At 70.6% G+C, this 21,333-nt stretch carries 23 protein-coding genes and 3 tRNA genes; 17 read left to right on the top strand and 9 right to left on the bottom strand.

Annotation, left to right across the window (positions count from 1 at the left end; genetic code table 11):
* Positions 1-70 precede the first annotated feature (70 nt).
* The gene (locus ACIBQX_RS16165; protein ID WP_397004993.1) at positions 71-667 is read left to right on the top strand and encodes an HD domain-containing protein; all 597 of its coding nucleotides are present in this window, start codon (positions 71-73) and stop codon (positions 665-667) included.
* On the opposite strand, the gene ACIBQX_RS16160 is transcribed toward ACIBQX_RS16165, so the two are convergent.
* Positions 668-1,012, bottom strand: a complete 345-nt coding sequence (locus ACIBQX_RS16160) for an antibiotic biosynthesis monooxygenase family protein (RefSeq protein WP_397004991.1) — start codon at positions 1,010-1,012, stop codon at positions 668-670. It abuts the gene before it with no gap.
* 95 nt (positions 1,013-1,107) lie between these two features.
* Here ACIBQX_RS16160 and ACIBQX_RS16155 point away from each other — a divergent pair, with 95 nt between their 5' ends.
* Together ACIBQX_RS16155 and gltX are read left to right on the top strand one after the other, a co-directional pair.
* The gene (locus ACIBQX_RS16155; protein WP_397004989.1) at positions 1,108-1,884 is read left to right on the top strand and encodes a fumarylacetoacetate hydrolase family protein; all 777 of its coding nucleotides are present in this window, start codon (positions 1,108-1,110) and stop codon (positions 1,882-1,884) included.
* Positions 1,877-3,250 carry a glutamate--tRNA ligase gene (gene gltX, locus ACIBQX_RS16150; protein WP_397004987.1) on the top strand — a complete coding sequence of 458 codons (1,374 nt, stop codon included), beginning with the start codon at positions 1,877-1,879 and terminating at the stop codon, positions 3,248-3,250. The genes ACIBQX_RS16155 and gltX overlap by 8 nt, the downstream gene beginning before the upstream one ends.
* Here the strand turns inward: gltX and ACIBQX_RS16145 are convergent.
* Positions 3,144-4,409 carry an MATE family efflux transporter gene (locus ACIBQX_RS16145; protein ID WP_397004985.1) on the bottom strand — a complete coding sequence of 422 codons (1,266 nt, stop codon included), beginning with the start codon at positions 4,407-4,409 and terminating at the stop codon, positions 3,144-3,146. The two genes, gltX and ACIBQX_RS16145, sit on opposite strands and share 107 nt — an antisense overlap.
* Before the next feature lie 57 nt (positions 4,410-4,466).
* Here ACIBQX_RS16145 and ACIBQX_RS16140 point away from each other — a divergent pair, with 57 nt between their 5' ends.
* On the top strand, positions 4,467-5,012 hold the full coding sequence (locus ACIBQX_RS16140; protein ID WP_397004983.1) for a PadR family transcriptional regulator: 546 nt from the start codon (positions 4,467-4,469) through the stop codon (positions 5,010-5,012).
* A gap of 71 nt (positions 5,013-5,083) precedes the next feature.
* On the opposite strand, the gene ACIBQX_RS16135 is transcribed toward ACIBQX_RS16140, so the two are convergent.
* Positions 5,084-7,051, bottom strand: coding sequence for a M3 family metallopeptidase (locus tag ACIBQX_RS16135; protein ID WP_397004981.1), 1,968 nt, complete (start codon positions 7,049-7,051; stop codon positions 5,084-5,086).
* A 156-nt stretch (positions 7,052-7,207) separates the two neighbouring features.
* Here ACIBQX_RS16135 and ACIBQX_RS16130 point away from each other — a divergent pair.
* From ACIBQX_RS16130 to ACIBQX_RS16115, 4 genes are all read left to right on the top strand, one after another.
* Positions 7,208-7,279: transfer RNA gene (locus ACIBQX_RS16130), tRNA-Gln, on the top strand.
* 48 nt (positions 7,280-7,327) lie between these two features.
* Positions 7,328-7,915, top strand: coding sequence for a hypothetical protein (locus ACIBQX_RS16125; protein ID WP_397004979.1), 588 nt, complete (start codon positions 7,328-7,330; stop codon positions 7,913-7,915).
* A gap of 80 nt (positions 7,916-7,995) precedes the next feature.
* Positions 7,996-8,071: transfer RNA gene (locus tag ACIBQX_RS16120), tRNA-Glu, on the top strand.
* A gap of 18 nt (positions 8,072-8,089) precedes the next feature.
* A tRNA-Glu gene (locus ACIBQX_RS16115) sits at positions 8,090-8,162 on the top strand.
* A 222-nt stretch (positions 8,163-8,384) separates the two neighbouring features.
* Here the strand turns inward: ACIBQX_RS16115 and ACIBQX_RS16110 are convergent.
* Positions 8,385-10,106, bottom strand: coding sequence for a hypothetical protein (locus ACIBQX_RS16110; protein ID WP_397004977.1), 1,722 nt, complete (start codon positions 10,104-10,106; stop codon positions 8,385-8,387).
* Between the two features lie 58 nt (positions 10,107-10,164).
* Complete coding sequence (locus tag ACIBQX_RS16105; RefSeq protein WP_397004975.1) at positions 10,165-10,881, bottom strand: IclR family transcriptional regulator; 717 nt, start codon at positions 10,879-10,881, stop codon at positions 10,165-10,167.
* Between the two features lie 108 nt (positions 10,882-10,989).
* On the opposite strand from ACIBQX_RS16105, the gene leuC reads away from it, so the two are divergent.
* The 4 genes from leuC (at position 10,990) to ACIBQX_RS16085 (ending at position 13,595) form a co-directional block, all read left to right on the top strand.
* Positions 10,990-12,375, top strand: coding sequence for a 3-isopropylmalate dehydratase large subunit (gene leuC / locus ACIBQX_RS16100; RefSeq protein WP_397005441.1), 1,386 nt, complete (start codon positions 10,990-10,992; stop codon positions 12,373-12,375).
* 12 nt (positions 12,376-12,387) lie between these two features.
* Positions 12,388-12,975, top strand: coding sequence for a 3-isopropylmalate dehydratase small subunit (leuD, locus tag ACIBQX_RS16095; protein WP_397004973.1), 588 nt, complete (start codon positions 12,388-12,390; stop codon positions 12,973-12,975).
* Positions 12,954-13,196, top strand: a complete 243-nt coding sequence (locus ACIBQX_RS16090) for a hypothetical protein (protein ID WP_397004971.1) — start codon at positions 12,954-12,956, stop codon at positions 13,194-13,196. The genes leuD and ACIBQX_RS16090 overlap by 22 nt, the downstream gene beginning before the upstream one ends.
* A gap of 99 nt (positions 13,197-13,295) precedes the next feature.
* On the top strand, positions 13,296-13,595 hold the full coding sequence (locus tag ACIBQX_RS16085; RefSeq protein ID WP_397004969.1) for an HU family DNA-binding protein: 300 nt from the start codon (positions 13,296-13,298) through the stop codon (positions 13,593-13,595).
* A 58-nt stretch (positions 13,596-13,653) separates the two neighbouring features.
* On the opposite strand, the gene ACIBQX_RS16080 is transcribed toward ACIBQX_RS16085, so the two are convergent.
* Together ACIBQX_RS16080 and cofC are read right to left on the bottom strand one after the other, a co-directional pair.
* Complete coding sequence (locus ACIBQX_RS16080) at positions 13,654-13,854, bottom strand: hypothetical protein (protein WP_397004967.1); 201 nt, start codon at positions 13,852-13,854, stop codon at positions 13,654-13,656.
* Positions 13,855-13,871: 17 nt separating this feature from the next.
* Complete coding sequence (gene cofC / locus ACIBQX_RS16075; protein ID WP_397004965.1) at positions 13,872-14,519, bottom strand: 2-phospho-L-lactate guanylyltransferase; 648 nt, start codon at positions 14,517-14,519, stop codon at positions 13,872-13,874.
* A gap of 337 nt (positions 14,520-14,856) precedes the next feature.
* Here cofC and ACIBQX_RS16070 point away from each other — a divergent pair, with 337 nt between their 5' ends.
* The 3 genes from ACIBQX_RS16070 to ACIBQX_RS16060 all read left to right on the top strand — a co-directional run bounded on the left by ACIBQX_RS16070 (position 14,857) and on the right by ACIBQX_RS16060 (position 17,699).
* Complete coding sequence (locus ACIBQX_RS16070) at positions 14,857-15,519, top strand: lysophospholipid acyltransferase family protein (RefSeq protein ID WP_397004963.1); 663 nt, start codon at positions 14,857-14,859, stop codon at positions 15,517-15,519.
* Positions 15,520-15,523: 4 nt separating this feature from the next.
* Positions 15,524-16,534: an NAD(P)H-dependent glycerol-3-phosphate dehydrogenase gene (locus ACIBQX_RS16065; RefSeq protein ID WP_397004961.1), complete on the top strand. Its 1,011-nt coding sequence runs from the start codon at positions 15,524-15,526 to the stop codon at positions 16,532-16,534.
* Positions 16,535-16,604: 70 nt separating this feature from the next.
* On the top strand, positions 16,605-17,699 hold the full coding sequence (locus ACIBQX_RS16060; protein WP_397004959.1) for a D-alanine--D-alanine ligase family protein: 1,095 nt from the start codon (positions 16,605-16,607) through the stop codon (positions 17,697-17,699).
* Here the strand turns inward: ACIBQX_RS16060 and ACIBQX_RS16055 are convergent.
* Together ACIBQX_RS16055 and ACIBQX_RS16050 are read right to left on the bottom strand one after the other, a co-directional pair.
* On the bottom strand, positions 17,682-18,113 hold the full coding sequence (locus ACIBQX_RS16055) for a DUF3515 domain-containing protein (RefSeq protein ID WP_397004957.1): 432 nt from the start codon (positions 18,111-18,113) through the stop codon (positions 17,682-17,684). The two genes, ACIBQX_RS16060 and ACIBQX_RS16055, sit on opposite strands and share 18 nt — an antisense overlap.
* 12 nt (positions 18,114-18,125) lie before the next feature.
* Positions 18,126-18,359 (bottom strand): Lrp/AsnC family transcriptional regulator, encoded by a 234-nt coding sequence (locus ACIBQX_RS16050; protein ID WP_397004955.1) that lies wholly within the window; start codon positions 18,357-18,359, stop codon positions 18,126-18,128.
* Between the two features lie 47 nt (positions 18,360-18,406).
* Here ACIBQX_RS16050 and ACIBQX_RS16045 point away from each other — a divergent pair, with 47 nt between their 5' ends.
* Positions 18,407-19,375, top strand: coding sequence for a thiamine-phosphate kinase (locus tag ACIBQX_RS16045; protein WP_397004953.1), 969 nt, complete (start codon positions 18,407-18,409; stop codon positions 19,373-19,375).
* 310 nt (positions 19,376-19,685) lie between these two features.
* Positions 19,686-21,326 (top strand): hypothetical protein, encoded by a 1,641-nt coding sequence (locus ACIBQX_RS16040; protein ID WP_397004951.1) that lies wholly within the window; start codon positions 19,686-19,688, stop codon positions 21,324-21,326.
* Positions 21,327-21,333 lie beyond the last annotated feature (7 nt).

Genomic DNA, 21,333 nt, shown 5'->3' with positions numbered 1-21,333 from the left:
CAAGTCGGGCACCGGATCGTTACGACCCCCGGGCTCGCCCACCCCATCCAGGTCGGAGATGCTGTCCCTCATGAGGTACGACGACGTCATCTTCCCCGACACGCCGGTCTGCGGAGCCGCACGCGAAGTGGCCACCCGGTATCACTCCGCGTCGCTGCTCAACCACTCCATCCGGGCCTACGTCTGGGCCGCGGCCTACGCCCAGGAGCGCGGCATCGCCTTCGACGCGGAGCTGCTGTACGTGTCCTCCATGCTGCACGACATCGGCCTGACGGCGGAGTTCGACAGCCACACGGTGCCCTTCGAAGAGGCGGGCGGGCACGTCGCCTGGGCGTTCTGCGCCGGCGCGGGCTGGCCGGTCGAGCGCCGGGTCCGGGCCTCGGAGGTGATCATCCGCCACATGTGGGACGTGGTGCCGGTGGAGGAGGACCCCGAGGGGCACCTGCTGGAGCTGTCGACCGGCATGGACATCTCCGGGCGGCGCACCGAGGACATCCCCGCCGGGCTGCGCGACGACGTCCTGCGCCGCCACCCGCGCCTGGACCTGGTCAAGGAGTTCGCCGCCTGCGTCACCGACCAGGGCACGCGCAAGCCGTCGAGCCTGGCCGGCGGGTTCGTCCGCGGCGGGATCGCCGAGCGCATGGCGAACAACCCGCTGGACGGCTAGTCAGGACTTCGGCGCCGCGCTCTGCACCACCTCGAACGACCACACCTCGGAGCCGGAGGCAGCCGGGCCCTGCCCATGGCCGTGCCCCTGCCCCTGTCCTGCAGCGGCCTGGGCGTGCCCACGCTGGAACGCCTGGCCCTGCTGCCAGGTCTGGAAGTCCTCCTCGCTGCGCCAGCGGGTGTAGACGAGATAGCGGTCGGTGCCCTCCACCGGCCGCAGCAGTTCGAACCACTCGAACCCGTCGGCCGACTCCACCATCCCGGCCCGGTTGGCGAAGCGCTCCTCCAACTGGGCGCGCATCTCGGCGGGCACCGTCAGCACGTTGATCTTCACGACCGATGACACGGAAGAACCTCCTTGAGTCGTAGCCCGTCAAGCAAATCACGAGGCGGGCGCCGTACGTGGGCGGACCCCGCCGACGTCGGCGATAGCCTTGTCAGGTGCGTATAGCGAGGTTCTCCACAGGCGAAGGCGTCACGTTCGGCGTGGTCGAGGGCGGTCCCGGCGAGGAGTTCATCTCCGCGATCACCGGCCACCCGTTCGGCCAGGTGCAGTTCACCGGAGAGCGGGTCCCGCTGTCCCAGGTCAAGCTGCTCGCCCCGATGCTGCCCAGCAAGGTGATCGCCATCGGCAGAAACTACGCCGAGCACGCCCGCGAGATGGGCAACGAGGTGCCCGACGAGCCGCTCATCTTCATGAAGCCGTCCACCTCCGTGATCGGCCACGGCGAGTCGATCGCCTACCCGACCACGCTGTCCGACCGGGTCGACTTCGAGGGCGAGCTGGCCGTGGTCATCGGCAGGCTCTGCCGCGAGGTCCCGGCCGAGCGGGTCAAGGACGTCATCTTCGGCTACACCTGCGCCAACGACGTCACCGCCCGCGACCTGCAGAAGAAGGACGTGCAGTTCACCCGGGCCAAGGGGTTCGACACCTTCTGCCCGCTCGGGCCGTGGATCCAGACCGACCTCGACCCGGCCGACCTGGCGCTCACCACCACGGTCAACGGCGAGATGCGGCAGACCGGCCGCACCAGCCAGCTCATCCACGACATCCCCGCCCTCGTCGCCTACGTCAGCGCGGTCATGACGCTGATCCCCGGCGACGTGATCCTGACCGGCACGCCGGCCGGCGTCGGCCCGCTGGAGATCGGCGACGAGGTCAGCGTCGGGATCGAGGGCATCGGCACTCTGACGAACAAGGTGGTCTCCCGTGACTGATCTCCGGGTGCGCTTCGCCCCCTCCCCGACCGGCATGTTCCACGTCGGCGGCGCCCGCACCGCGCTGTTCAACTGGGCCCTGGCCGAGCAGTCCGGCGGCCGGTTCGTGCTGCGCGTTGAGGACACCGACGCGACCCGCAACCGCCCGGAGTGGATCGAGGGCATCATCTCGGCCCTCGACTGGATCGGCATCAACGGCACCAACCCGGTCTTCGAGGGCCCCTACTTCCAGTCGGCCTACGAGCCGCAGCACCGCGAGGCCGTGGCCAAGCTGCTGGCCGACGGCAGGGCGTACCACTGCGACTGCACCCGCGAGCAGCTCGTCGCGCGCACCGGCTCCGAGCACAAGGGCTACGACGGCCACTGCCGTGAGCGCGGGCTGACTGCGGGCGCGACGCGCTTCCGCACCCCCGACGACGGCGTGACCGTCGTCGACGACGTCATCCGGGGCCGGGTGGAGTTCCCCAACGACGCGCAGGAGGACTTCGTCATCGCCCGCACCGACGGCTCGCCCCTCTACGTGCTGGCCAACGCGGTCGACGACATCACCCAGAACATCACCCACGTGATCCGCGGCGAGGAGCACCTCGGCAACGCCGCCAAGCAGCAGCTGTTGTGGCCCGCGCTGGGCGCGACCCCGCCGGTCTGGGCGCACCTGCCCGTCATCGTCAACGAGCAGCGCAAGAAGCTGTCCAAGCGGCGGGACAAGGTCGCGCTGGAGGACTACCGCGCCGAGGGCTACCTCGCCGAGGCCATGGTCAACTACCTCATGCTGCTCGGCTGGGGCCCCGGCGACGACCGCGAGATCATGCCGTGGTCGGAGATGGTGCCGCTGTTCAAGCTGGAGGACGTCAACTCCTCCAGCGCCTTCTTCGACGACAAGAAGCTGCGCGCCTTCAACGGCGAGTACATCCGGGCCCTGCCCATCGAGACGTTCGAGGAGCGGTGCCGGCCCTACCTCGACGCCGACTGGGACCGCGAGCTGTTCAGCAAGGTCGCCGTCCTGGCGCAGACCCGCCTGACGGTCCTGTCGGAGATCCGGCAGAACGTCGACTTCCTCTTCCTGGACGAGCCGGTCTTCGACCAGGCGTCCTGGGACAAGGCGATGAAGAACTCCCCGGAGGAGATCCTCACCGGCTATCTCTCCCGGCTCGACACGCTGAGCTGGGACCCCGACTCGCTCAAGGCGGCGCTGGAGGAGGTCGGCACGGCTCACGGGCTCAAGCTGGGCAAGGCCCAGGCGCCCGTCCGCGTGGCGGTCACCGGCCGCACCGTGGGCCTGCCGCTGTTCGAGTCGATCGACGTGCTCGGCCGCGAGCGGACCAAGGACCGCATCCGCGCGGCCTTGGCCCGCCTGCGAGGCTGAGCACGAGGCCGACGGCCGCACCCGCGGCCATCGACAGCCACACTCCGGTGACTCCGAGCCACGCGCTCAGGACATAGGCAAGGGGCAGCTGTACGGCGAGGCCCGCCACGGTGGCGGCCAGCAGGCGGTTGCCCCTTCCGCTTGCCTGGAGCACCCCGCCGACGGAGATCAGGGCGGCGAAGGGGATGAGATAGAGCGTCATCCAGCGCAGGAAGCTCACCGTGGCCGACGGATCGCCGGTGAACAGGCTCGCGACGGGGACGGCCACGGCGTTGAGCGCGAGGGCCACCGCCGCTCCCGCGAGGAGGCCGAGCCGCAGGGGTGAGCCGGTGGGCTCCGAGCGCGCGGTGCGGATCAGGGCGGCCTGGCGGAGGGCGTAGAAGAGCATGACCCCGGCGAGCATGACCTTCTGCCCGATGCCGTACCCGGCGAGTGCGGCCGGGCCGAAGGACGCGACGAGGTCCACCAGCACCATGCCCACCACGGCACGAGCCAGGAAATCTCCGGACATGGGCAGCCCGGTCTTCAGGACGTCACCCACCATGAGCCCGCGCGCCCTCTCCTGAAGAGCCGGACGGGCGAGCGCACGTAAGGCCAGAGCGAGGGTGAGGGCGCGGGCGAGCACGGTGGCCAGTGCGGCTCCTCGCACGCCCAGGCCGAGCCCGTAGATGAGCAGCGGATCAAGGACGATCACCAGAGCGTTGCAGATCAGCGCGTGCCGCATCGGCCGCCTCGTGTCGCCCCGGCCTTTGAGCGTGCCGTCCACGATCGTCTGCGCGAAGTACACCGGCAGGCCGCCGAGCGAGATCAGGAGATAGGAGGCCGTCAGCCCCGCGTCGTCGGTGAACAGCGCCGCCAGCGGCTCGCGGAGCAGCACGCCCGGTACGGTGATCGCCACGGCGAACGCGGCCCACAGCAGCCAGCCGGTCCTGATGACGGGGGCGAGCGGCGCGCGGCCGTCGCGGCGCCCGATCAGCACGGTGATGCCTGTGGGGACGGCCAGGAAGAGACCGTAGGCGAGGTATTCAACCGTGGTCGCCACGGTCACCGCCGCGATGGCGCCCTCGCCCAGCGAGGACACCCACAGCAGATCGATCAGGCCGACCGCCACGACGGCGGTCAGCAGTTCCACATAGATCGGCATCGCCAGTCGGAGCATGCTCGATACCTCGATTCGTAGTAACTCGAATCGAGGTATAGCGGTACGATGCATGCCATGGCAAGTGGCGGTGACCTGACCCTCACCATCCTGGGATTCCTCAACGAGCGTCCGATGCACGGCTACGAGCTCAAGGCCCGGCTCGCGGCCCTGACCGGACATCTGCGGCCCGTCAGCGACGGCGCCCTTTACCCGGCCATCACCAGACTGGAGGCGAAAGGCCTGGTGGAGCGACACGAGGAGGCCGGGACACACGCGGCCCGCAGGCAGGTGCTCACCATCACCCACGATGGCAGGCGGCAACTGCTCAGGCGGCTACGCGAACCCAGCGATCTGGACATCAGCGACCAGAGCAGGTTCTTCGCCCTGCTGGCGTTCCTGTCGGCACTGCCCGGGGAGCAGGAACAGGTGGAGGTGCTCCGGCGCAGGCTCGCGTTCCTGGAGGCGCCGGCGAGCTTCTTCTACGAAGGAGACAAGCCGGTCAGGATTCGGGACGAGCCCGACCCGTACCGGCGCGGGATGCTCCAGATCGCCCGCGCGGCCAGCAGAGCCGAGCAGGAGTGGCTTCGGCAGCGGATCGATGAGCTGGCCGTGGCGGGCTGATCCAGGGAGCGTCGCCTGTGGCTGGACGAGGCCCGCGTCGCTTGGGCTGGACGGGGCCGCGTCGCTTGTGGCTAGACGAGGCCGCGGCGCTCCAGGAGCGGGCGGATGCTCGGCTCGCGGCCGCGGAAGTTGCGGAAGGACGTCAGCGCGTCCACGCTGCCGCCCCTCGACAGCAGCTCACGGCGGAAGTGGTCGCCGTTGGCCCGCGTGAGCCCGCCGTTCTCCTTGAACCACTCCACGCTCTCCGCGTCGAGCACCTCGCTCCAGATGTAGGAGTAGTAGCCGGCGCTGTAGCCGCCGAAGAAGATGTGCGCGAAGTAGTTGGTCCGGTAACGCGGCCTGACCTGCGGGAGGGCGATACGCGCCGCCTCAAGGGCCGCGGCCTCGAACGCCTCGGCGTCCGGCACGCTCTCGCCCGCGCCCAGCTTGTGCCAGGCCCAGTCGAGCAGCGTGGCGGCCAGGTATTCGACGGTCTTGAAGCCCTGGTTGAAGTTGTCGGCCGCCTTGAGCTTGTCCACCAGCTCCGCGGGCATCGGCTCGCCCGTCTCGTGGTGCCTGGCGTAGCTCGACAGGATCTCCGGCCACGTCGCCCACATCTCGTTGACCTGAGAGGGGTACTCGACGAAGTCGCGCGGCACGCTGGTGCCCGACACGCGCGGGAAGCGCACCTCGGAGAACAGTCCGTGCAGGGCGTGCCCGAACTCGTGGAAGGCGGTGTTGACCTCGTCGTACGACAGCAGCGTCGGACCCTCGGCGGGCTTGGTGATGTTGAGGTTGTTCATCACCACGGGCTTCTCGCCGAACAGGAACGACTGGTCGACCAGGTTGTTCATCCAGGCGCCGCCCCGCTTGCCGGGCCGGGCGTACGGGTCGAGCAGGAACAGACCGAGCGCGCTGCCGTCCTCGTTGAAGACCTCGAAGACCTCGACGTCCTCGTGGTAGCCGGACAGGTCCGGCCGCTCGGTGAACGTCACGCCGTAGAGCAGGGTCGCCGCCTTGAACACGCCGTCACGGTAGACGCGGCCCAGCTCCAGGTAGGGCCGCATGGCGTCGGCGTCGAAGTCGTAGCGGGCCTTGCGCACCTTCTCGGAGTAGAAGGACCAGTCCCACGGCTCGATCGCGAACCCGGCCTGCTCGGCCAGCGCCTCGGCCTCCTCGCGGGCGTTGCGCACGGCCGGGTCGACGAGCTGGCCGAGCATCTCCTCGACGGCCTCCACGGTCTTGGCCGTCTGGTCGGCGACCACGTACGCGGCGTGGCTGGGGAAGCCCAGCAGTGCGGCCCGCTCGGCGCGCAGAGTGGCCATCCTGATCGCGAGCTCGCCGTTCTGCGGCGCCCGCTCGACGCTCAGCGTGTAGAGCCTGCGGCGCACCTCGCGGTCGGTCAGCTGGGCGAGGGCCGGCTGGTTGGTGAAGTTGAGCAGCGGCAGCACGTGGCGGCCGTCCTTCTCCAGCGACCTGATCGTGGCCTCGTCCAGCCCGTCGAGCTCCTTGACGTCCGTCACCACCAGTGCCGACTCGGTGGAGGCCCTGAGCAGGTTCTGGGAGAACTCGGTGGAGAGCTTGGACAGCTCCTCGTTCAGGGCGCGCAGCCGGTCCTGCTCGGACTCCGACAGGTCGGCGCCGGCTCTGACGAAGTCCTCGCGGTACTTCTCCAGCAGCCACGCCTGCTCGGGGTCGTCCGTCGTCACCTGCTTGAGGCGGGCCCACAGCGCGCGGTTGAGCCGGATCGCGTCGCTGTGCTTGGACAGCTCCGGCGAGATCCGCTTCTCGATCTCCATGAGCGCGTCGGAGGTGTTGGACGCCGCGTAGCTGTAGAACACCGTGGCCACCCGGCCCAGGACCCGGCCTGAGCGCTCCAGCGCGGCGACGGTGTTGTCGAACGTGGGCGGCTCCTCGCCGGCCGCCACGGCCTCCACCTCGGCCAGCTGCTCCGCCATCCCGCGCGCGAAGGCGGGCAGATAGTGCTCCTCGCGGATCTCCTCGAAGGGCGGCAGCTGGTAGGGCAGGCTGCTGGGGGCGAAGAAGGGGTTCTCGGCCAACGTTGGGGCTCCTCCACGTGGTGGTTTGTCCCTATCAGCTTGGCACGGGGGAGCCGCTGCCGCGTGCGGTCGGGAATTCGTTTTGGTCTTACACCCCTAGCTGGGCTATTCTTTCGGACGTCGCCAAGCGCCGCCTTCAGGGGCTGTCGCAGGCGGTGGGGTATGGTGTAATTGGCAGCACGACTGATTCTGGTTCAGTTAGTCTAGGTTCGAGTCCTGGTACCCCAGCAATGTGCAGCGGATGCTTCCTTCAGGAAGCGTCCGTTTCTTGTTTTTATGGATGAGTTCCGGATCAGGCGGGGATCCTTCCTCCCGTTCGCAGCCCCCTTCCTTCTTCCCCTGCTGCTCTTCTTCCCCGTGTGCCTGCTGCTCGGCAGCATCCTCACCGCCGACGTCGCCTGGGGTCTCCTCGTCGGCGCGGCCGGCACGGCGGTGCTCGTCGGCGTGCTGGTGGTCAAGCACAGGCGGATGGTCGCGGGCACCGTCGTACGGTTCTCGCCGCGAGGCGTGGAGATGGCCGACACCTACGGTTTCGTCCTGCGCCTCGACTGGCCGGACGTCCGCCGTGTCGATGTGGTGGAGAGCCGGATGGCCGGCCCACGCACCATCGGCCGCCCCGGCCGCCCCGCCGGCGTCCGGGTGCGCGCCGGCGCCATGAAGAGCGTCGGCCTCGTCGGCTGGGGCGAGCGCGAGGTGCCGGCGCGCATGCCCGGCTGGATGCGCGACCACCTGGCCCGCATTCCGGTGGACCCGGACACCGGTCTCCAGTGGCTGGGCATCCCCCTGGGCGCCGTGGACCCGCTCTGGGAGCGCGGGCCGATGGGCGACTGGGTACGTCGCCACAGGCCCGATCTGCTGGCCTGATAACGGTTTTGAGTGCTCCTCCGGGTGCGGTAGAGTTACACCCGTTGCCGGGGAGACCCGGCAAGCTCGCTTGGAGACAGGGTCCCGTCGTCTAGTGGCCCAGGACGCCGCCCTCTCAAGGCGGTAGCGCCGGTTCGAATCCGGTCGGGACTACCACTGTCACCAGCTCGCGAAGGTCCCGTCGTCTAGTGGCCCAGGACGCCGCCCTCTCAAGGCGGTAGCGCCGGTTCGAATCCGGTCGGGACTACATCAGCACCGAAAGACCCGATCATCGATCGGGTCTTTTTCGCATCTCCGGGCGCATTCAGCCCACATGTTCCGCCCAGATGTTCAGCCCACATGGCCGCGCGCATTCAGCCCGCGCGTCCCGGCGGATCTCAGCTCGCGTTTCCCGCGTAGCGAACGCCTCCGCCCCGGTCGCGCTTCCCCTCAGGAGGAAGCGCGCCCGGGGCGGCGAGCGAGACGACGGCTACGGGGTGGTGGCGGAGCGGGCCTTGAACAGCGCCCTGCGGGCCGCCTTGGCGATCTGCTTGTCCGGATGCACCTGGGAGATCAGGTCCAGCAGCTCCTCGACGTGCGCGTGCGGGATCTTCCACACCACTTCGAGCAGGCTGTTGAGCAGATCCGGCCCGATGTCGCGCAGACTGCCCACGAACTCGGCCCGGCCCAGCCCGGCTGAGATCGTCCACATGTCCAGGATGAGCCAGTGGGTGTCGTCCGGGGTCGGCTCGGGGGCGTCCGGCACCTGCAGCTGGCTCAGGTGCGTGGCCGCGTAGGGGCGCAGCGAGGACTCCTTGAGCGCCTCCTGCCAGGCGGGGATCGCGTCCTCGCCCAGCGTGCCGACGACACTGGCCGCCTGCACCCGGATGAGCGCGTCGCTCTCGTCCTTGGCCGCGGCCTCCAAGAGCTCCTCCGCGGCCCTGCTGGGCTCGCGCAGCCGCATCCAGGCGGCGAACTCCGCGTCCGCCTCCTCCTCGGGTAGCTCGGCGCTGAGCACCAGCAGCTCGTGCGCGCTCATCGACTCGATCGCGGGCCGCGCGTCGAGCTCGATGTCGGAGTCGTCGACCAGGTGGACGACGCCCTCGGTGCCGAGCGGCGTGAGGCTGACCGTGTCGCCCGCGACCTCGGCCATGCCGTAGCCGGCCAGCCAGTCGAGCGCGGAGGCGAGCGGGTCGCCCGCCGCCTGCCAGGCGTCGGCCCCCAGCTCGTCGAACTCGGCGGCGGCCTCGGCCAGCTCCTGCCGAAGCTCGCCGAGATCACGGCTGCCGCCCGCGAGCAGCAGCCTGACCAGCAGGGCCCGGGTCAGCCCGGCCAGGGCCATGGTCAGGTCCTCGTCGGGCAGCTCGGGGTCGCCGTAGTCGACCGAGTGCAGGCCGAGCATCCAGGCGTCGAGCACGTCCTCGTCGTCGTCGAACGGCCACTCCGAGGTGTCGTCCTGCACGGCCACGGTGTTGCCCTCGCCCGGCTCCAGGAACTCCAGGTCCACGGCGAGGTTCCACAGGTTCCACAGCTGGGGGACGGCCTCGGCCAGGGAGCCGTCGGTCTCCGGCCTGGGCAGCCCGACGGTGGCCAGCGCCTCCTCCACCTCGGCGTCGGACAGCAGCGTGTCCTCGCCGACCCGGCGGCCCGAGCCGACCCACAGGGCCAGGTCGCGCGCCTTGGCGATCAGCGGCACCGCGCGCGCGGCGGCGGCGAGCTCGGAGTCGGGGCGCAACCTGACGGTGGCCAGGTCCGCCAGCTCGTCGGCGAACGGCTCGAAGTCGCCCAGATCACCGGCCTCGTCGTCATCGTCGTCGTCGCCCTCGGCGTCCTCGATGAGATCCTCCATGAGCTCGACGAAGTCGTCCTCGACGTCGTCGAGCTCGGCCTGCAGCTCGGTGAGGGAGTCGGAGCCCTCGGTGAGCCTGCCGGTCATGGAGAGGAATGTGAGGTACGCGTCGATGGCGGGAAGCATCCCGTCGGCCGCTGTGTCGGGGTCCTCGACGACCTTCGGCATCCGGTCGAGCATGAGGTTTCGCAGGTCGGCGCGCTTCCACGTGCCGAGATCCTGCGAGAAGGCGAGACGGTGCCAGAGTGCGGCGGGCCCCACGAGCTCGGGGTCGCTGTCGGGCGCGTTGGTGCGTGCCCACAAGATGAACTCTTCGAGCAGGGGTCGCAGCTCAGTGGCGGCTACCTCGATGCGATCTGTCACGCACTCAGGCTAGTGCTCCCGCGAGGCACTCGGCTCCCCGAATACGGGCTTTGGCCGATCATGAGGTGCGCCGCATGGCTTCGGTGATCCGCTCGGCCGCCGCCATGACGGGCACCGCGTGCAGTCTTCCGGGGGCCCGCGTCAGCCGCTCGATGGGCCCGGAGACGGAGACGGCCGCGATCACCTTGCCGCCGGTGCCCCGTATCGGCGCCGACACGCTGGCCACGCCCTGCTCGCGCTCTCCCACACTGTGCGCCCAGCCCCTGCGCCGCACGGACGCGAGCGTCGCGGCGGTGAACTTGGCCCCCCGCAGGCCGCGGTGCAGCCGGTCGGGCTCCTCCCAGGCCAGCAGGATCTGGGCGGCCGAGCCGGCCGTCATCGGCAGCGCCGAGCCGACCGGCACGGTGTCACGCAGGCCGCTGGAGCGCTCGGCGGCGGCCACGCAGACCCGCTCGTCGCCCTGCCGACGGTAAAGTTGCGCGCTCTCGCCGGTGAGGTCGCGCAGCTGCATGAGCACGGGCGCGGCGACGGCGAGCAGCCGGTCCTCGCCGGCGGCGGTGGACAACTCCGACAGCCGCGGGCCGAGCACGAACCTACCCTGGGTGTCACGGGTAACGATGCGGTGGTGTTCCAGCGCGACGGCGAGTCTGTGGGCCGTCGGGCGGGCCAAGCCGGTCGCCTGAACGAGCTGCGCCAAGGAGGCCGGTCCGGCTTCGAGGGCGTTGAGTACCAGAACGGCCTTGTCCAGTACGCCGACTCCGCTAGAGTTGTCCATACACCGATACTGCAGTCTCGACATATGAGAAGGCAAGTCGGAGGATTTCCCGCCGGGGCCGAGCGACCGAGCCGCGACGCGGAGCATCGCAACGAGCAGGAGGAGATCATGGGCCGCACACTGGCCGAGAAGGTCTGGGAGCAGCATGTCGTACGCCGTGCCGACGGCGAGCCCGACCTGCTCTACATCGACCTGCACCTCATTCACGAGGTGACCAGCCCGCAGGCGTTCGACGGACTCCGTCTCGCCGGCCGGACCGTGCGAAGGCCCGACCTCACGATCGCCACCGAAGACCACAACGTCCCGACCGTGCGCGGCCCCATCGCCGACCCGGTGTCCAAGGCCCAGGTCGAGACGCTGCGCAAGAACGCCGCCGAGTTCGGCCTCCGGCTGCACCCGATGGGCGACGCCGGCCAGGGCGTGGTGCACATCATCGGCCCGCAGTTCGGCCTGACCCAGCCGGGCATGACGATCGTCTGCGGCGACTCCCACACCTCCACCCACGGCGCGTTCGGCGGCATCGCGTTCGGCATCGGCACGTCCGAGGTCGAGCACGTCCTGGCCACCCAGACGCTGCCGGCCTACCGGCCCAAGACCATGGCCATCGAGGTCTCCGGCGAGCTGCCCGCCGGTGTCACGGCCAAGGACCTGATCCTGGCCATCATCGCCAAGATCGGCACCGGCGGCGGGCAGGGCTACATCGTCGAATACCGCGGCGAGGCCGTGCGCAAGCTCTCCATGGAGGGCCGCATGACGGTGTGCAACATGTCCATCGAGGCGGGCGCGCGGGCGGGCATGATCGCCCCCGACGAGACCACCTTCGCCTACCTCAAGGGCCGCCCGCACGCGCCGTCCGGCGAGGCGTGGGACCAGGCCGTCGCCTACTGGGAGACGCTCAGGACCGACGACGACGCCGTGTTCGACAAGGTCGTGGAGATCGACGCCACGACGCTGGCGCCGTACGTCACCTGGGGCACGAACCCCGGCCAGGGCCTGCCGCTCACCGAGGCCGTGCCCGACCCGGACAGCTTCACCGACCCGACCGCGAAGTCCTCGGCGCAGCGGGCGCTGGAGTACATGGGCCTGACCGCCGGCACCCCGCTCAGGGAGATCGAGGTCGACACGGTCTTCATGGGCTCGTGCACCAACGGCCGCATCGAGGACCTGCGCGCCGCCGCCGAGATCCTGCGCGGCCGCCAGGTGAAGGCCCGCACGCTGGTCGTCCCCGGTTCGATGCTGGTCAAGCTGGAGGCCGAGAAGGAGGGCCTGCACGAGGTGTTCAAGGCCGCGGGCGCGGAGTGGCGGGAGGCCGGGTGCTCCATGTGCCTGGGCATGAACCCCGACACGCTCCAGCCGGGCGAGCGCAGCGCCTCCACCTCCAACCGCAACTTCGAGGGCCGCCAGGGCAAGGGTGGCCGTACCCACCTGGTCTCGCCGCAGGTCGCCGCCGCGACCGCCGTCACCGGCCGCCTGACCGCCCCAGCCGACCTCTAGGAGAACCTTCCGATGGACGCTTTCACCACCCACACGGGCACGGCGGTGCCGCTGCGCCGCAGCAACGTCGACACCGACCAGATCATCCCGGCCGTCTGGCTCAAGCAGGTCAGCCGCACCGGGTTCGAGCGGGGCCTGTTCGCCGCCTGGCGCGAGGACCCGGCGTTCGTGCTGAACGACTCCGCCTACGACGGCGCCTCGATCCTGGTCTCGGGTCCCGACTTCGGCACCGGCTCCTCGCGCGAGCACGCGGTGTGGGCGCTGCAGCAGTACGGCTTCCGCGTCGTGATCGCCGCCAGGTTCGGCGACATCTTCCGTAACAACTCCACCAAGATGGGCCTGCTGCCGGTCGTCCTGCCGGGCGACAAGGTCGAGGCCCTGCAAGGCGCGATCGAGGCGGACCCGGGTCTCCAGGTGACCGTTGACCTGGGCGCACGTCAGGTCCGCTGGGCCGGCGAGGCCGTCGGTTTCGAGATCGACGACTACACCCGCTGGCGGCTGATGGAGGGTCTCGACGACATCGGACTGACCCTGCGTCACGCCGACGATGTGGCGGCGTACGAGAATGGTCGGCAGCCATGGCTGCCGACGACCGTCTAGAAGACGATGAGCTGGCGCGGCGGTTGCGCGAAGCGCACCGCCGCGTCCGCATGCTGCCCGCCCACGACAAGGAGCGGCTGGCCCGCCGCTACCTGTCCATCTGCGATCAGGCCAAACGGGACCCGAAAAGGGCCGCGGCCCGCCTCGAAACCTTTCTGGCCTCCCTGGAGGACGGCCCTTCCGACACGCCACGCGAGGGGCTAGACACGCCCGGTGATTGAGTTCCCCCGCGATCCCGCCTACTTTCGAGCCCGTAAGGGGTTTCTACGTCGGACTCGTGAGCTGGAACCCCGCGCCGTAACTGGGGGAGCAGAACATTCATGAACAAGCGGGAACTGGTCGACGCCATCGCAGACCGGGTGGGCGACAGGAAAACGGCGACCGAGGCCGTGAACGCGATCATTGACGCCGTCCAGAAGGCAGTGGCGGACGGGGACAAGGTCTCGATCACCGGCTTCGGCGCCTTCGAGATGGTGCACAAGCCGGCTCGGACGGCGAGAAACCCGTCGACCGGCGCGGAGATCAAAGTCCAGGAGAGCTGGGCGCCGAAATTCCGCCCCGGCTCGGATTTCAAAGAGCTGGTGAACGCGGGCGGCAAGAAGGTCGCCAAGAAGAAGTAGCCACCGGACGGCGAAAGCCCGGGCTCCGATTCGGGGCCCGGGCTTTTTCATGCCGGCTTCATGGCAGCGGGAAAGTGGACAGCGTGACATAGGTGATCTCGCCGTCCGTCAGCGCGAGGTTGACGCGCTGCCCGGTGCGCAGCAGCCGCAGCGGGCCCGCGTCGAAGGCGTGCGCGGGAAAGACCAGGACGGTCCCGTCGTCGAGGAAGACCGAGCCCGAACGGGTCGTCTCGTCGAAACTACGCACTGTCGCCTGCACGCGAACCAGCCTACGGCTCAGCGTGCGGGCGGGCCAGCGGGCCAGAGCTCGGCGACGACCGCCGCCGTGTGCCGGCCCAGCCCGAGTGCCACGGCGGCGCGCAGGTCGTCGGGGGTGTCCACGTCGCGCCTGAGCGAGTCGATGCCGTCGAGGCGCAACTCCTTGGCCCCGCCCCCCAGGTGCTTGGCCCGCGACTCGCCGCCGAACCGGGGCACGAACGGCAGGCCGGGCCGTACGCCGTAGAAAGTCGTGCCGATGTCCAGCGCGTCGGGCACGAACGACTGGTCGAACTCGCCCGCTGCCGTCAGGGCGGCGGCGAGCTCCGCCGGGCGCAGCGCGGGCAGGTCGGCCTGCAGCGCGCCCACCGCGTCACCGGGCGCCAGCCGCACGGCGTGCGCGGCCCCGGTGCGCAGCGCGGTGTTCAGGCCGCGGTCGGGGTCGGTGACCACGTCGGCGCCCAGCGCGCGGAGCGGGCCCGCGGCGGCGGGGTCGGCCGTCACCACGATCACCCGCGCGACCGGCGGGCAGGCCAGCGCCGCGGTGACGGTGTCGCAGGCGACCGCGACGGCCAGCCGGGTACGGTGCGGCCCCGTGGCGGCGGCCAGCCTGGTCTTCGCGGCGACCAGCGTCTTCACCGGGATGACCAGGGACCAGCGGTTGCTCATCGATTCTCCCTTGAGCCTGAATACCCCGTCCTGCCCGGACGTCCGGGCAGGACGGTCCGCGACACGGTGCCGGAGGCCGGCGGGCGGTCCCCCTCCTCCGAACACCGCCCCTCCTCCGAACACCGCCCGGCCCCCGGCGCATCCCCGCTGCCCGAGGCGGCTACGGGGAAGGAGGAGCGGGAAGAGGAGGATGTCATTGGGGGCGGCACCGTGCCCGCGCCTCCCCTCGCCTCGACATCTCTGGCGGCCAACCGGGAGACTTAGCCGCATACCGTAGCCGTTGGAGGAGACCATGAGTCGCACGCGACCGTCGCGTTTCTGGGAAACACTGGCTGTCGTGATCGTGAAACCGCTCTCCTGGCTCCTGGTCAAGAAGGACTGGCGGCGTGGCGACCGCATGCCGCGCACCGGAGGCGTCATCATCGCGACCAACCACCTGTCCTGGGCCGACCCGGTGCTGCTCGCGCACTTCCTCTACAACCACGATCGCTGGCCGGTCATCCTGGCCAAGTCCAGCCTGTTCAAGGTGCCCTTCCTGGGCCACGCCGTCCGTGAGCTGTGCGCCATCCCGGTCGACCGGGGCAGCGACGAGGCGGCCAGATCGCTGCGGGAGTCGGCCCAGCGCCTCCGCGACGGCGGCGCGATCCTGTTCTACCCTGAGGGCACCTGCACCCGGGACCCCCGGCTGTGGCCGATGGTGGGCAAGACCGGCGCCGCCCGGCTGGCGCTGGAGAGCGGTGTTCAGGTGATCCCGGTGGCCCACTGGGGCGCGCAGGACCTGCTGCCCTACGGAGACACATGGCCCAGACCGCTGCCCCGCAAGACCTTCCGCGTCATGGTCGGCCCACCGGTCGACCTGTCGAAGTACGCGGGCCGCGCCCCGCACGCCGACGTGCTGCGGGCGGCCACCGCCGACATCATGGCGGCGATCACCGCGCAGCTCGCCGAGCTGCGCGGGGAGAAGGCTCCCGAATCTCCCTACGACCCCACAGAGCGGTGACACGATGACCAAGGCCGCAGTCTTCGGCACCGGCTCGTGGGGCACCACCTACGCGATGATCCTCGCCGAGGCGGGCAACAAGACCATCCTGTACGGGCGCCGCCGGGAAGTGGTCGAGTCGATCGACCGCACCCACATGAACACCGACTACCTGCCCGGCATCTCGCTGCCCACCTCGCTGCGCGCGACCACCGACGTGGCCGAGGCGCTCGACGGGGCCGAGTTCGTGGTGCTCGCCGTCCCCTCCCAGACCCTGCGGGCCAACCTCACCGCCTGGCGCGAGCACATCCCGCGCGAGGCCATCCTGGTCAGCCTGATGAAGGGCATCGAGCTCGGCACCACCAAGCGGATGAGCGAGGTGATCCGCGAGGTCGCCGGGGTGCCGCAGGAGCGGGTGGCGGTCGTGTCCGGGCCCAACCTGGCCAAGGAGATCGCCCAGCGCCAGCCCGCCGCCTCGGTGGTGGCCTGCACCGACGAGGGCGTCGCCGCGCGGCTGCAGGAGGCCTGCCACCTGCCGCCGTGGTTCCGTCCCTACACCAACACCGACGTGGTCGGCGTCGAGCTGGGCGGTGCGGTGAAGAACGTGATCGCGCTGGCCGTGGGCGTGGCGCACGGCATGGGCATGGGCGACAACGTCGGCGCCATGCTCATGACCAGGGGGCTGGCGGAGATCTCCCGCCTCGGCGCGGCGCTCGGCGCCGATCCGCACACCTTCGCGGGCCTGGCGGGCATGGGTGACCTGGTGGCCACCTGCACCTCACCGCTCTCCCGCAACCGCACCTTCGGCGAGAACCTCGGCCGGGGCATGACGCTGGAGCAGGTGATCGCCGCCACCAGGCAGACGGCCGAGGGCGTCAAGTCCTGCGAATCGGTGCTGGAGCTGGCCAGGAAGCACGGCGTGGAGATGCCGATCACCGAGGTCGTGGTGGGGGTCGTGCACGACGGCATGTCGCCGACGGAGGCGGGGATGCTGCTGATGTCTCGGTCGCCCAAGCCCGAGCGCTATGGCATCTGACGAGCCGATTCGCGAGCTTCCCGCGTGCTTGACTCGCTGTAACGGGGGCACGCCGGTAGATTCGGACGTCATGAGCAAGCCACGCGTCGCCGTCGTTTTCGGGGGTCGCAATTCCGAGCATGCCGTGTCTCTGATGGGTGCGGGCAGCGTGCTGGATGCGATCGACAGGAGCAAGTACGAGGTGATCCCCATCGGGATCGCCCAGGACGGCAGGTGGGTGCTCGCCGCGTCCGGCCAGCGGTTCGCGATCGAGTCCGGGGAGCTGCCCGTCGTCGACCCCTCCGGCGCGGCGCTCGCGCTGCCCACCGGCGGCGGCCCGCTGGTGGCCTACGACCCTGGAAGCATCCCTGTGGAGCTCGGCTCGGTGGACGTGGTCTTCCCGGTCATGCACGGGCCGTTCGCCGAGGACGGGACGATTCAGGGCCTGCTGGAGCTGGCCGGGGTCCGTTATGTCGGCTCCGGCGTGCTGGCCAGCGCCGTCGGCATGGACAAGGGCTACATGAAGACCGTCCTGGCCGGCGCGGGGCTGCCGATCGGGCGCTATGTGGTGGTCCGCGACCGCGACTGGCGGCTCGACCGCGACCGGGTGCTGAAGGAGGCCGAGGAGCTCGGCTGGCCGGTGTTCGTCAAGCCGGCCAGGGCCGGCTCCTCGCAGGGCATCTCCAAGGCGCACGACAGGGCCGGGCTGGAGCGGGCCGTGGAGTTCGCCCGGCAGCACGACCCCAAGGTGCTGATCGAGGAGGCGATGACCGGGCGCGAGATCGAGTGCGCCGTGCTCGAATCCCTCGGCGACGATCCGCCGGCCGCGTCCGTCCCGGGCGAGGTGCGGGTGGAGGGCGGGCAGGAGTTCTTCGACTTCGAGGCCAAGTACTACCCCGACCAGATGTCGCTGACCGTGCCCGCCGACATCCCCGCCGAGGTCGCCGAGGAGCTGCGGGCGATGGCGGTGCGCGCGTTCGAGGCGCTGGAGTGCGAGGGGCTGTCGCGGGTCGACTTCTTCTACACGCCCGACGGCAGGCTGGTGCTCAACGAGATCAACACCATGCCCGGCTTCACCTCGCTGTCGGTGGCGCCGCAGCTCTGGGCCGCCTCAGGACTCTCGTACCCGGCCCTGGTCGACCGGCTCATCCAGCTCGCGCTGGCACGGTCACCGGGTCTGCGGTGAGACCTGGCCGATCGGGCCCGACAGGTCGGCGAGCACGTCGGCGGCCTGGTGCGAGCCACCGACGGTGACCTCCACGTAGACCGGGGCGGCGACGGCGGTGAAGAGGGTGGGCTTCTCAGGATCGGCGAACCAGCCCACCCCGTTGATCTCCTGCAGCTGGGCCGTCGGCTCCATCCTGGGCGGCCGCGGGACTCCGCAGCGCAGCGCGAGGGTCCCCGCACCCCACACCGCGACGTACGGCGACCGCGGGGCGGACTCGGCCCGGTCGTCGCCGTCGAGCGTCGCGGGCAGCAGCCCGGCCAGGCGCTGACAGGCGGCCGCCGCCTCGCCTTCGGGCACCGGCGGCTCGACCTGGATGGCGCTCCCGCACCCGGCGAGCACGAACAGGACGAGCAGGAGGCTGGCCGCACGCACGAAAGATCTACCTTAAATATGAACGATCGGACACGTGAGGGTCCGCGTGATCCCCTCGACGGCCTGAATCTGGGCGACGACGAGTTTACCCAGCTCATCGACGTTGTTGGCCTCGGCGCGGACGATCACGTCGTAAGGCCCCGTCACGTCCTCGGCCTGCGTCACGCCGGAGATCCCGGAGATCTCGCGCGCCACGGCCGCGGCCTTGCCGACCTCGGTCTGAATAAGGATGTAGGCCTGCACCATTACGTCCTCCCGGGCGATTGGATCACGCCGAAGGGCCACCGTACCCTGTGTGCGTCAGGAGGTGTGTCATCACAGTCGGAGATCTCGGCGAGTTCGGTGTAGTTGCTCGTATTTCCGGACGTCTGCCACAGGGCGAGGCCGTGCTGCTCGGGCCGGGTGACGACGCCGCGATGGTCAGCGCCCCTGATGGGCGCGTCGTGGTGTCGACGGATCTGTTGCTTGAGGGTAGGCACTTTCGCCGCGATTGGTCCAGCGGCTACGACGTGGGTCGTAAAGCCGCGGCCCAGAACCTCGCGGACATCGCCGCCATGGGCGCGGTTCCCACCTCCATCGTGGTCGGGCTGGGGATTCCCGCGGATCTGCCGCTGGCCTGGCTGGACGCGCTGACCGACGGGTTCGGCGACGAGTGCGCGGTGGTGGGGGCGAGCGTGGCGGGCGGTGACATCACCCGCAGCGAGCTGGTGGTCATCGGGGTCACCGCGCTGGGCGACCTGGGTGGTCGGGCGCCTGTGACGCGCTCAGGGGCGCGGCCGGGGCAGGTGGTGGCGGTCGCCGGGCGGCTGGGTTGCTCCGCCGCCGGGCAGGCCCTGCTGGAGGCGGGCGTGCCGGTGGCCTCCGGCGAGCTGGCGCGGGCCGTGGCCGGGCACCGGCAGCCCTGCCCGCCGTACGCCTGCGGGCCCGAGGCCGCGCGGCTGGGCGCCGTGGCGATGCTGGACGTGAGCGACGGGCTGCTGCAGGACCTCGGGCACGTCGCGACGGCCAGTGGCGTGCGGATCGAGCTGGACCCCCGGGCGCTGGAGGTGGGCGAGCCGGTGGCGGCTGCGGCAAAGGAGCTGGGAGTCGATCCCCTCGACTGGATCCTGACCGGTGGCGAGGACCACGCGCTGGCCGCGGTCTTCCCAGCGGAGGTGCGTCTTCCGCCGTCGTGGCTGGTCGTGGGGCGGGTCGTGGCGGGGGAGGGGGTCCACGTCGAGGGGCGTGCGGCGGGGCCGGGCGGCTGGGATCACTTTCGGTAAGCACCTGTCCCGATTTGGGTTATCTTTTCCCGATTTGGAGGGTGACTACCGGGATTGATGAGACAAAGGCGTAGTAAAGGTGTTATGAAGATTGGCGGCCAACTGTAACCGGCAAGAAAGGGCAGCCATGGGCCGCCACGGCACAGGTGGATCCGAAGACGCGCGTGAAGAGGGGGACACCAGCGCCTTTTGGGGGCCGCAGGAGCAGCAGGCCGACTCGTTCTGGGGACCATCGGACGGGCAGCGGGCCGAGGCGCCTGGCTGGCCTTCGCCGCCTGACCAGGTCGAAGTGACCGGTCAGTGGGCACCCATGCCCAAGGGGGCTCCCGCCGCGGACGCCCCGGCTCAGCAGCGGGACCCGTTCGAGACGACCGGCGCCTTCGCCGCGCCGCCCCCGCAGGGGCCCGACAGGGCCTTCCCGGCGCCGGAGCAGCCCTTCGAGACCACGGGCGCCTTCGTCCGCCCGGCCTCCTGGGACGACGCTCCCGACGCCACTCAGACGCTCGGGGCACTGCCCCAGGACGGCCCGTTCGACCAGCGCCCCTCCGGGCAGCAGCCAGGTCCCTTCGACCAGCAGCCGGGTCCGTTCGACCAGCAGTCTCGTCCGTTCGACCAGGGTGCTGACGTCTTCGACCCGCGCCCGATGGACCGGCCGGGCCCGTTCGACCCGCGCGCGGCGGACGGTCATCACCCCTTCGACGCCTCGTCGGACCGTACGGCGGCGTACGAACGCCCCGCGTTCGACCAGCGTCCGGGGGAGAGCACGGGCGCCTACGACGCGCTCGCGGCCGAGAGCACGGGCCGGTTCGACCCGCTCGGCCACGACGGCACAGGCCGGTTCGACCCACCTGGCAACGACGGCACGGCCAGGTTCGACTTGGCCGGAAACGAGGCCACGGGCCGGTTCGATGCGCCGGGTCACGACGGTCCGCCCGAGCCGGGGGACGTCAAGGTGTACGGCGAGCCGACCATGGTGAGCATGCCCGCCCCGGCCTGGGCCGACGCGGACAACGGCTTCCTGCCGTCCGATGAGGCGTCCGATGGGACGAAGGGCGACCCGGAGCCGCGCCGCAGGCGTGGCCGGCGTGGCCCGCCGAAGGACCCCGACTCGCTCGACGTCCCCTCCGGTGGCGGCGGCCGGGGCAGGATGGCCCTGCTCTCCGTGGCCGCCGTGGTCGTCGTGCTGGGCGGCACCGTGGCGGGCGTCAAGATGATGAGCGGCGGCGGGGCGGCCGACTGTCCCGGCGGCACCTGCGCCGCCGTCCAGTCGAGCAACCAGCCGGCGCCGGCGCTCTCCGAACCACCCGCCGACGAGCCGGTCGAGGACGAGGAGCCGGTGGACGAGCCGGTCGAGGACGAGGAGAGCGAGCCGGCCAGGAGCCCGAAGCCGACCGCCACGTACAGCGCGCGGGAGCCGCGCCGTACCACCAGCTCCACGCCCAAGCCGAAGCCCACCAGGACGAAGACGAAGCAGGCGCAGGAGCCGGTCGACGAGCCGATCGAGAACGTCACGGAGGAGGAGCCCGCCCCCGAGGCGACCCCCACCACGGAGGTCTCCCTGAACCCGGACGGCGGGACCAGACCCGACAACGGCGATGTCCCGCTGCCCACGGCGACAGCCACGGAGACCTTCCAGGGCGTCTCCTCCGGCAGCTCGGTGAACGTCGACTTCAACGTGACCAACCAGCGCCTGGCGACCTACACGGCCACCATGGACGTCACCAACGCGTCCGACCGGACGCTGAACGCCTTCACGCTGTCGGTGCCCGTACGCGGGAGGATCCTCAGCGTGGAGGGCGCGACCTGGACGCAGGACGGCGATCTGCTGATCGTGGACCTGTCCACCCCGATCGCCGTGGGCGAGTCCACGGAGATCTCCATCGCGGCGACCGGAAGGGCGGGCCGGCCGACGAACTGCGGGCTGGTCGGAGGGGACTGCGCCGTTAGTTGAATGGTTG

It is taken from the genome of Nonomuraea sp. NPDC049714, assembly GCF_044465295.1.
Classification (GTDB): domain Bacteria; phylum Actinomycetota; class Actinomycetes; order Streptosporangiales; family Streptosporangiaceae; genus Nonomuraea.
Note: the sequence above shows the minus strand (reverse complement) of the source record. Positions and strands in the feature narration are given on the sequence as shown.

Coding starts and splice junctions, on each gene's coding strand:
- ACIBQX_RS16165 (WP_397004993.1), top strand. CDS start 71: ATGAGGTACGACGACGTCATCTTCCCCGACACGCCGGTCTGCGGAGCC.
- ACIBQX_RS16145 (WP_397004985.1), bottom strand. CDS start 4,409: ATGCTCCGACTGGCGATGCCGATCTATGTGGAACTGCTGACCGCCGTC.
- ACIBQX_RS16140 (WP_397004983.1), top strand. CDS start 4,467: ATGGCAAGTGGCGGTGACCTGACCCTCACCATCCTGGGATTCCTCAAC.
- ACIBQX_RS16125 (WP_397004979.1), top strand. CDS start 7,328: ATGGATGAGTTCCGGATCAGGCGGGGATCCTTCCTCCCGTTCGCAGCC.
- ACIBQX_RS16105 (WP_397004975.1), bottom strand. CDS start 10,881: ATGGACAACTCTAGCGGAGTCGGCGTACTGGACAAGGCCGTTCTGGTA.
- leuC (WP_397005441.1), top strand. CDS start 10,990: ATGGGCCGCACACTGGCCGAGAAGGTCTGGGAGCAGCATGTCGTACGC.
- leuD (WP_397004973.1), top strand. CDS start 12,388: ATGGACGCTTTCACCACCCACACGGGCACGGCGGTGCCGCTGCGCCGC.
- ACIBQX_RS16090 (WP_397004971.1), top strand. CDS start 12,954: ATGGCTGCCGACGACCGTCTAGAAGACGATGAGCTGGCGCGGCGGTTG.
- ACIBQX_RS16085 (WP_397004969.1), top strand. CDS start 13,296: ATGAACAAGCGGGAACTGGTCGACGCCATCGCAGACCGGGTGGGCGAC.
- cofC (WP_397004965.1), bottom strand. CDS start 14,519: ATGAGCAACCGCTGGTCCCTGGTCATCCCGGTGAAGACGCTGGTCGCC.
- ACIBQX_RS16065 (WP_397004961.1), top strand. CDS start 15,524: ATGACCAAGGCCGCAGTCTTCGGCACCGGCTCGTGGGGCACCACCTAC.
- ACIBQX_RS16060 (WP_397004959.1), top strand. CDS start 16,605: ATGAGCAAGCCACGCGTCGCCGTCGTTTTCGGGGGTCGCAATTCCGAG.
- ACIBQX_RS16050 (WP_397004955.1), bottom strand. CDS start 18,359: ATGGTGCAGGCCTACATCCTTATTCAGACCGAGGTCGGCAAGGCCGCG.
- ACIBQX_RS16040 (WP_397004951.1), top strand. CDS start 19,686: ATGCCCAAGGGGGCTCCCGCCGCGGACGCCCCGGCTCAGCAGCGGGAC.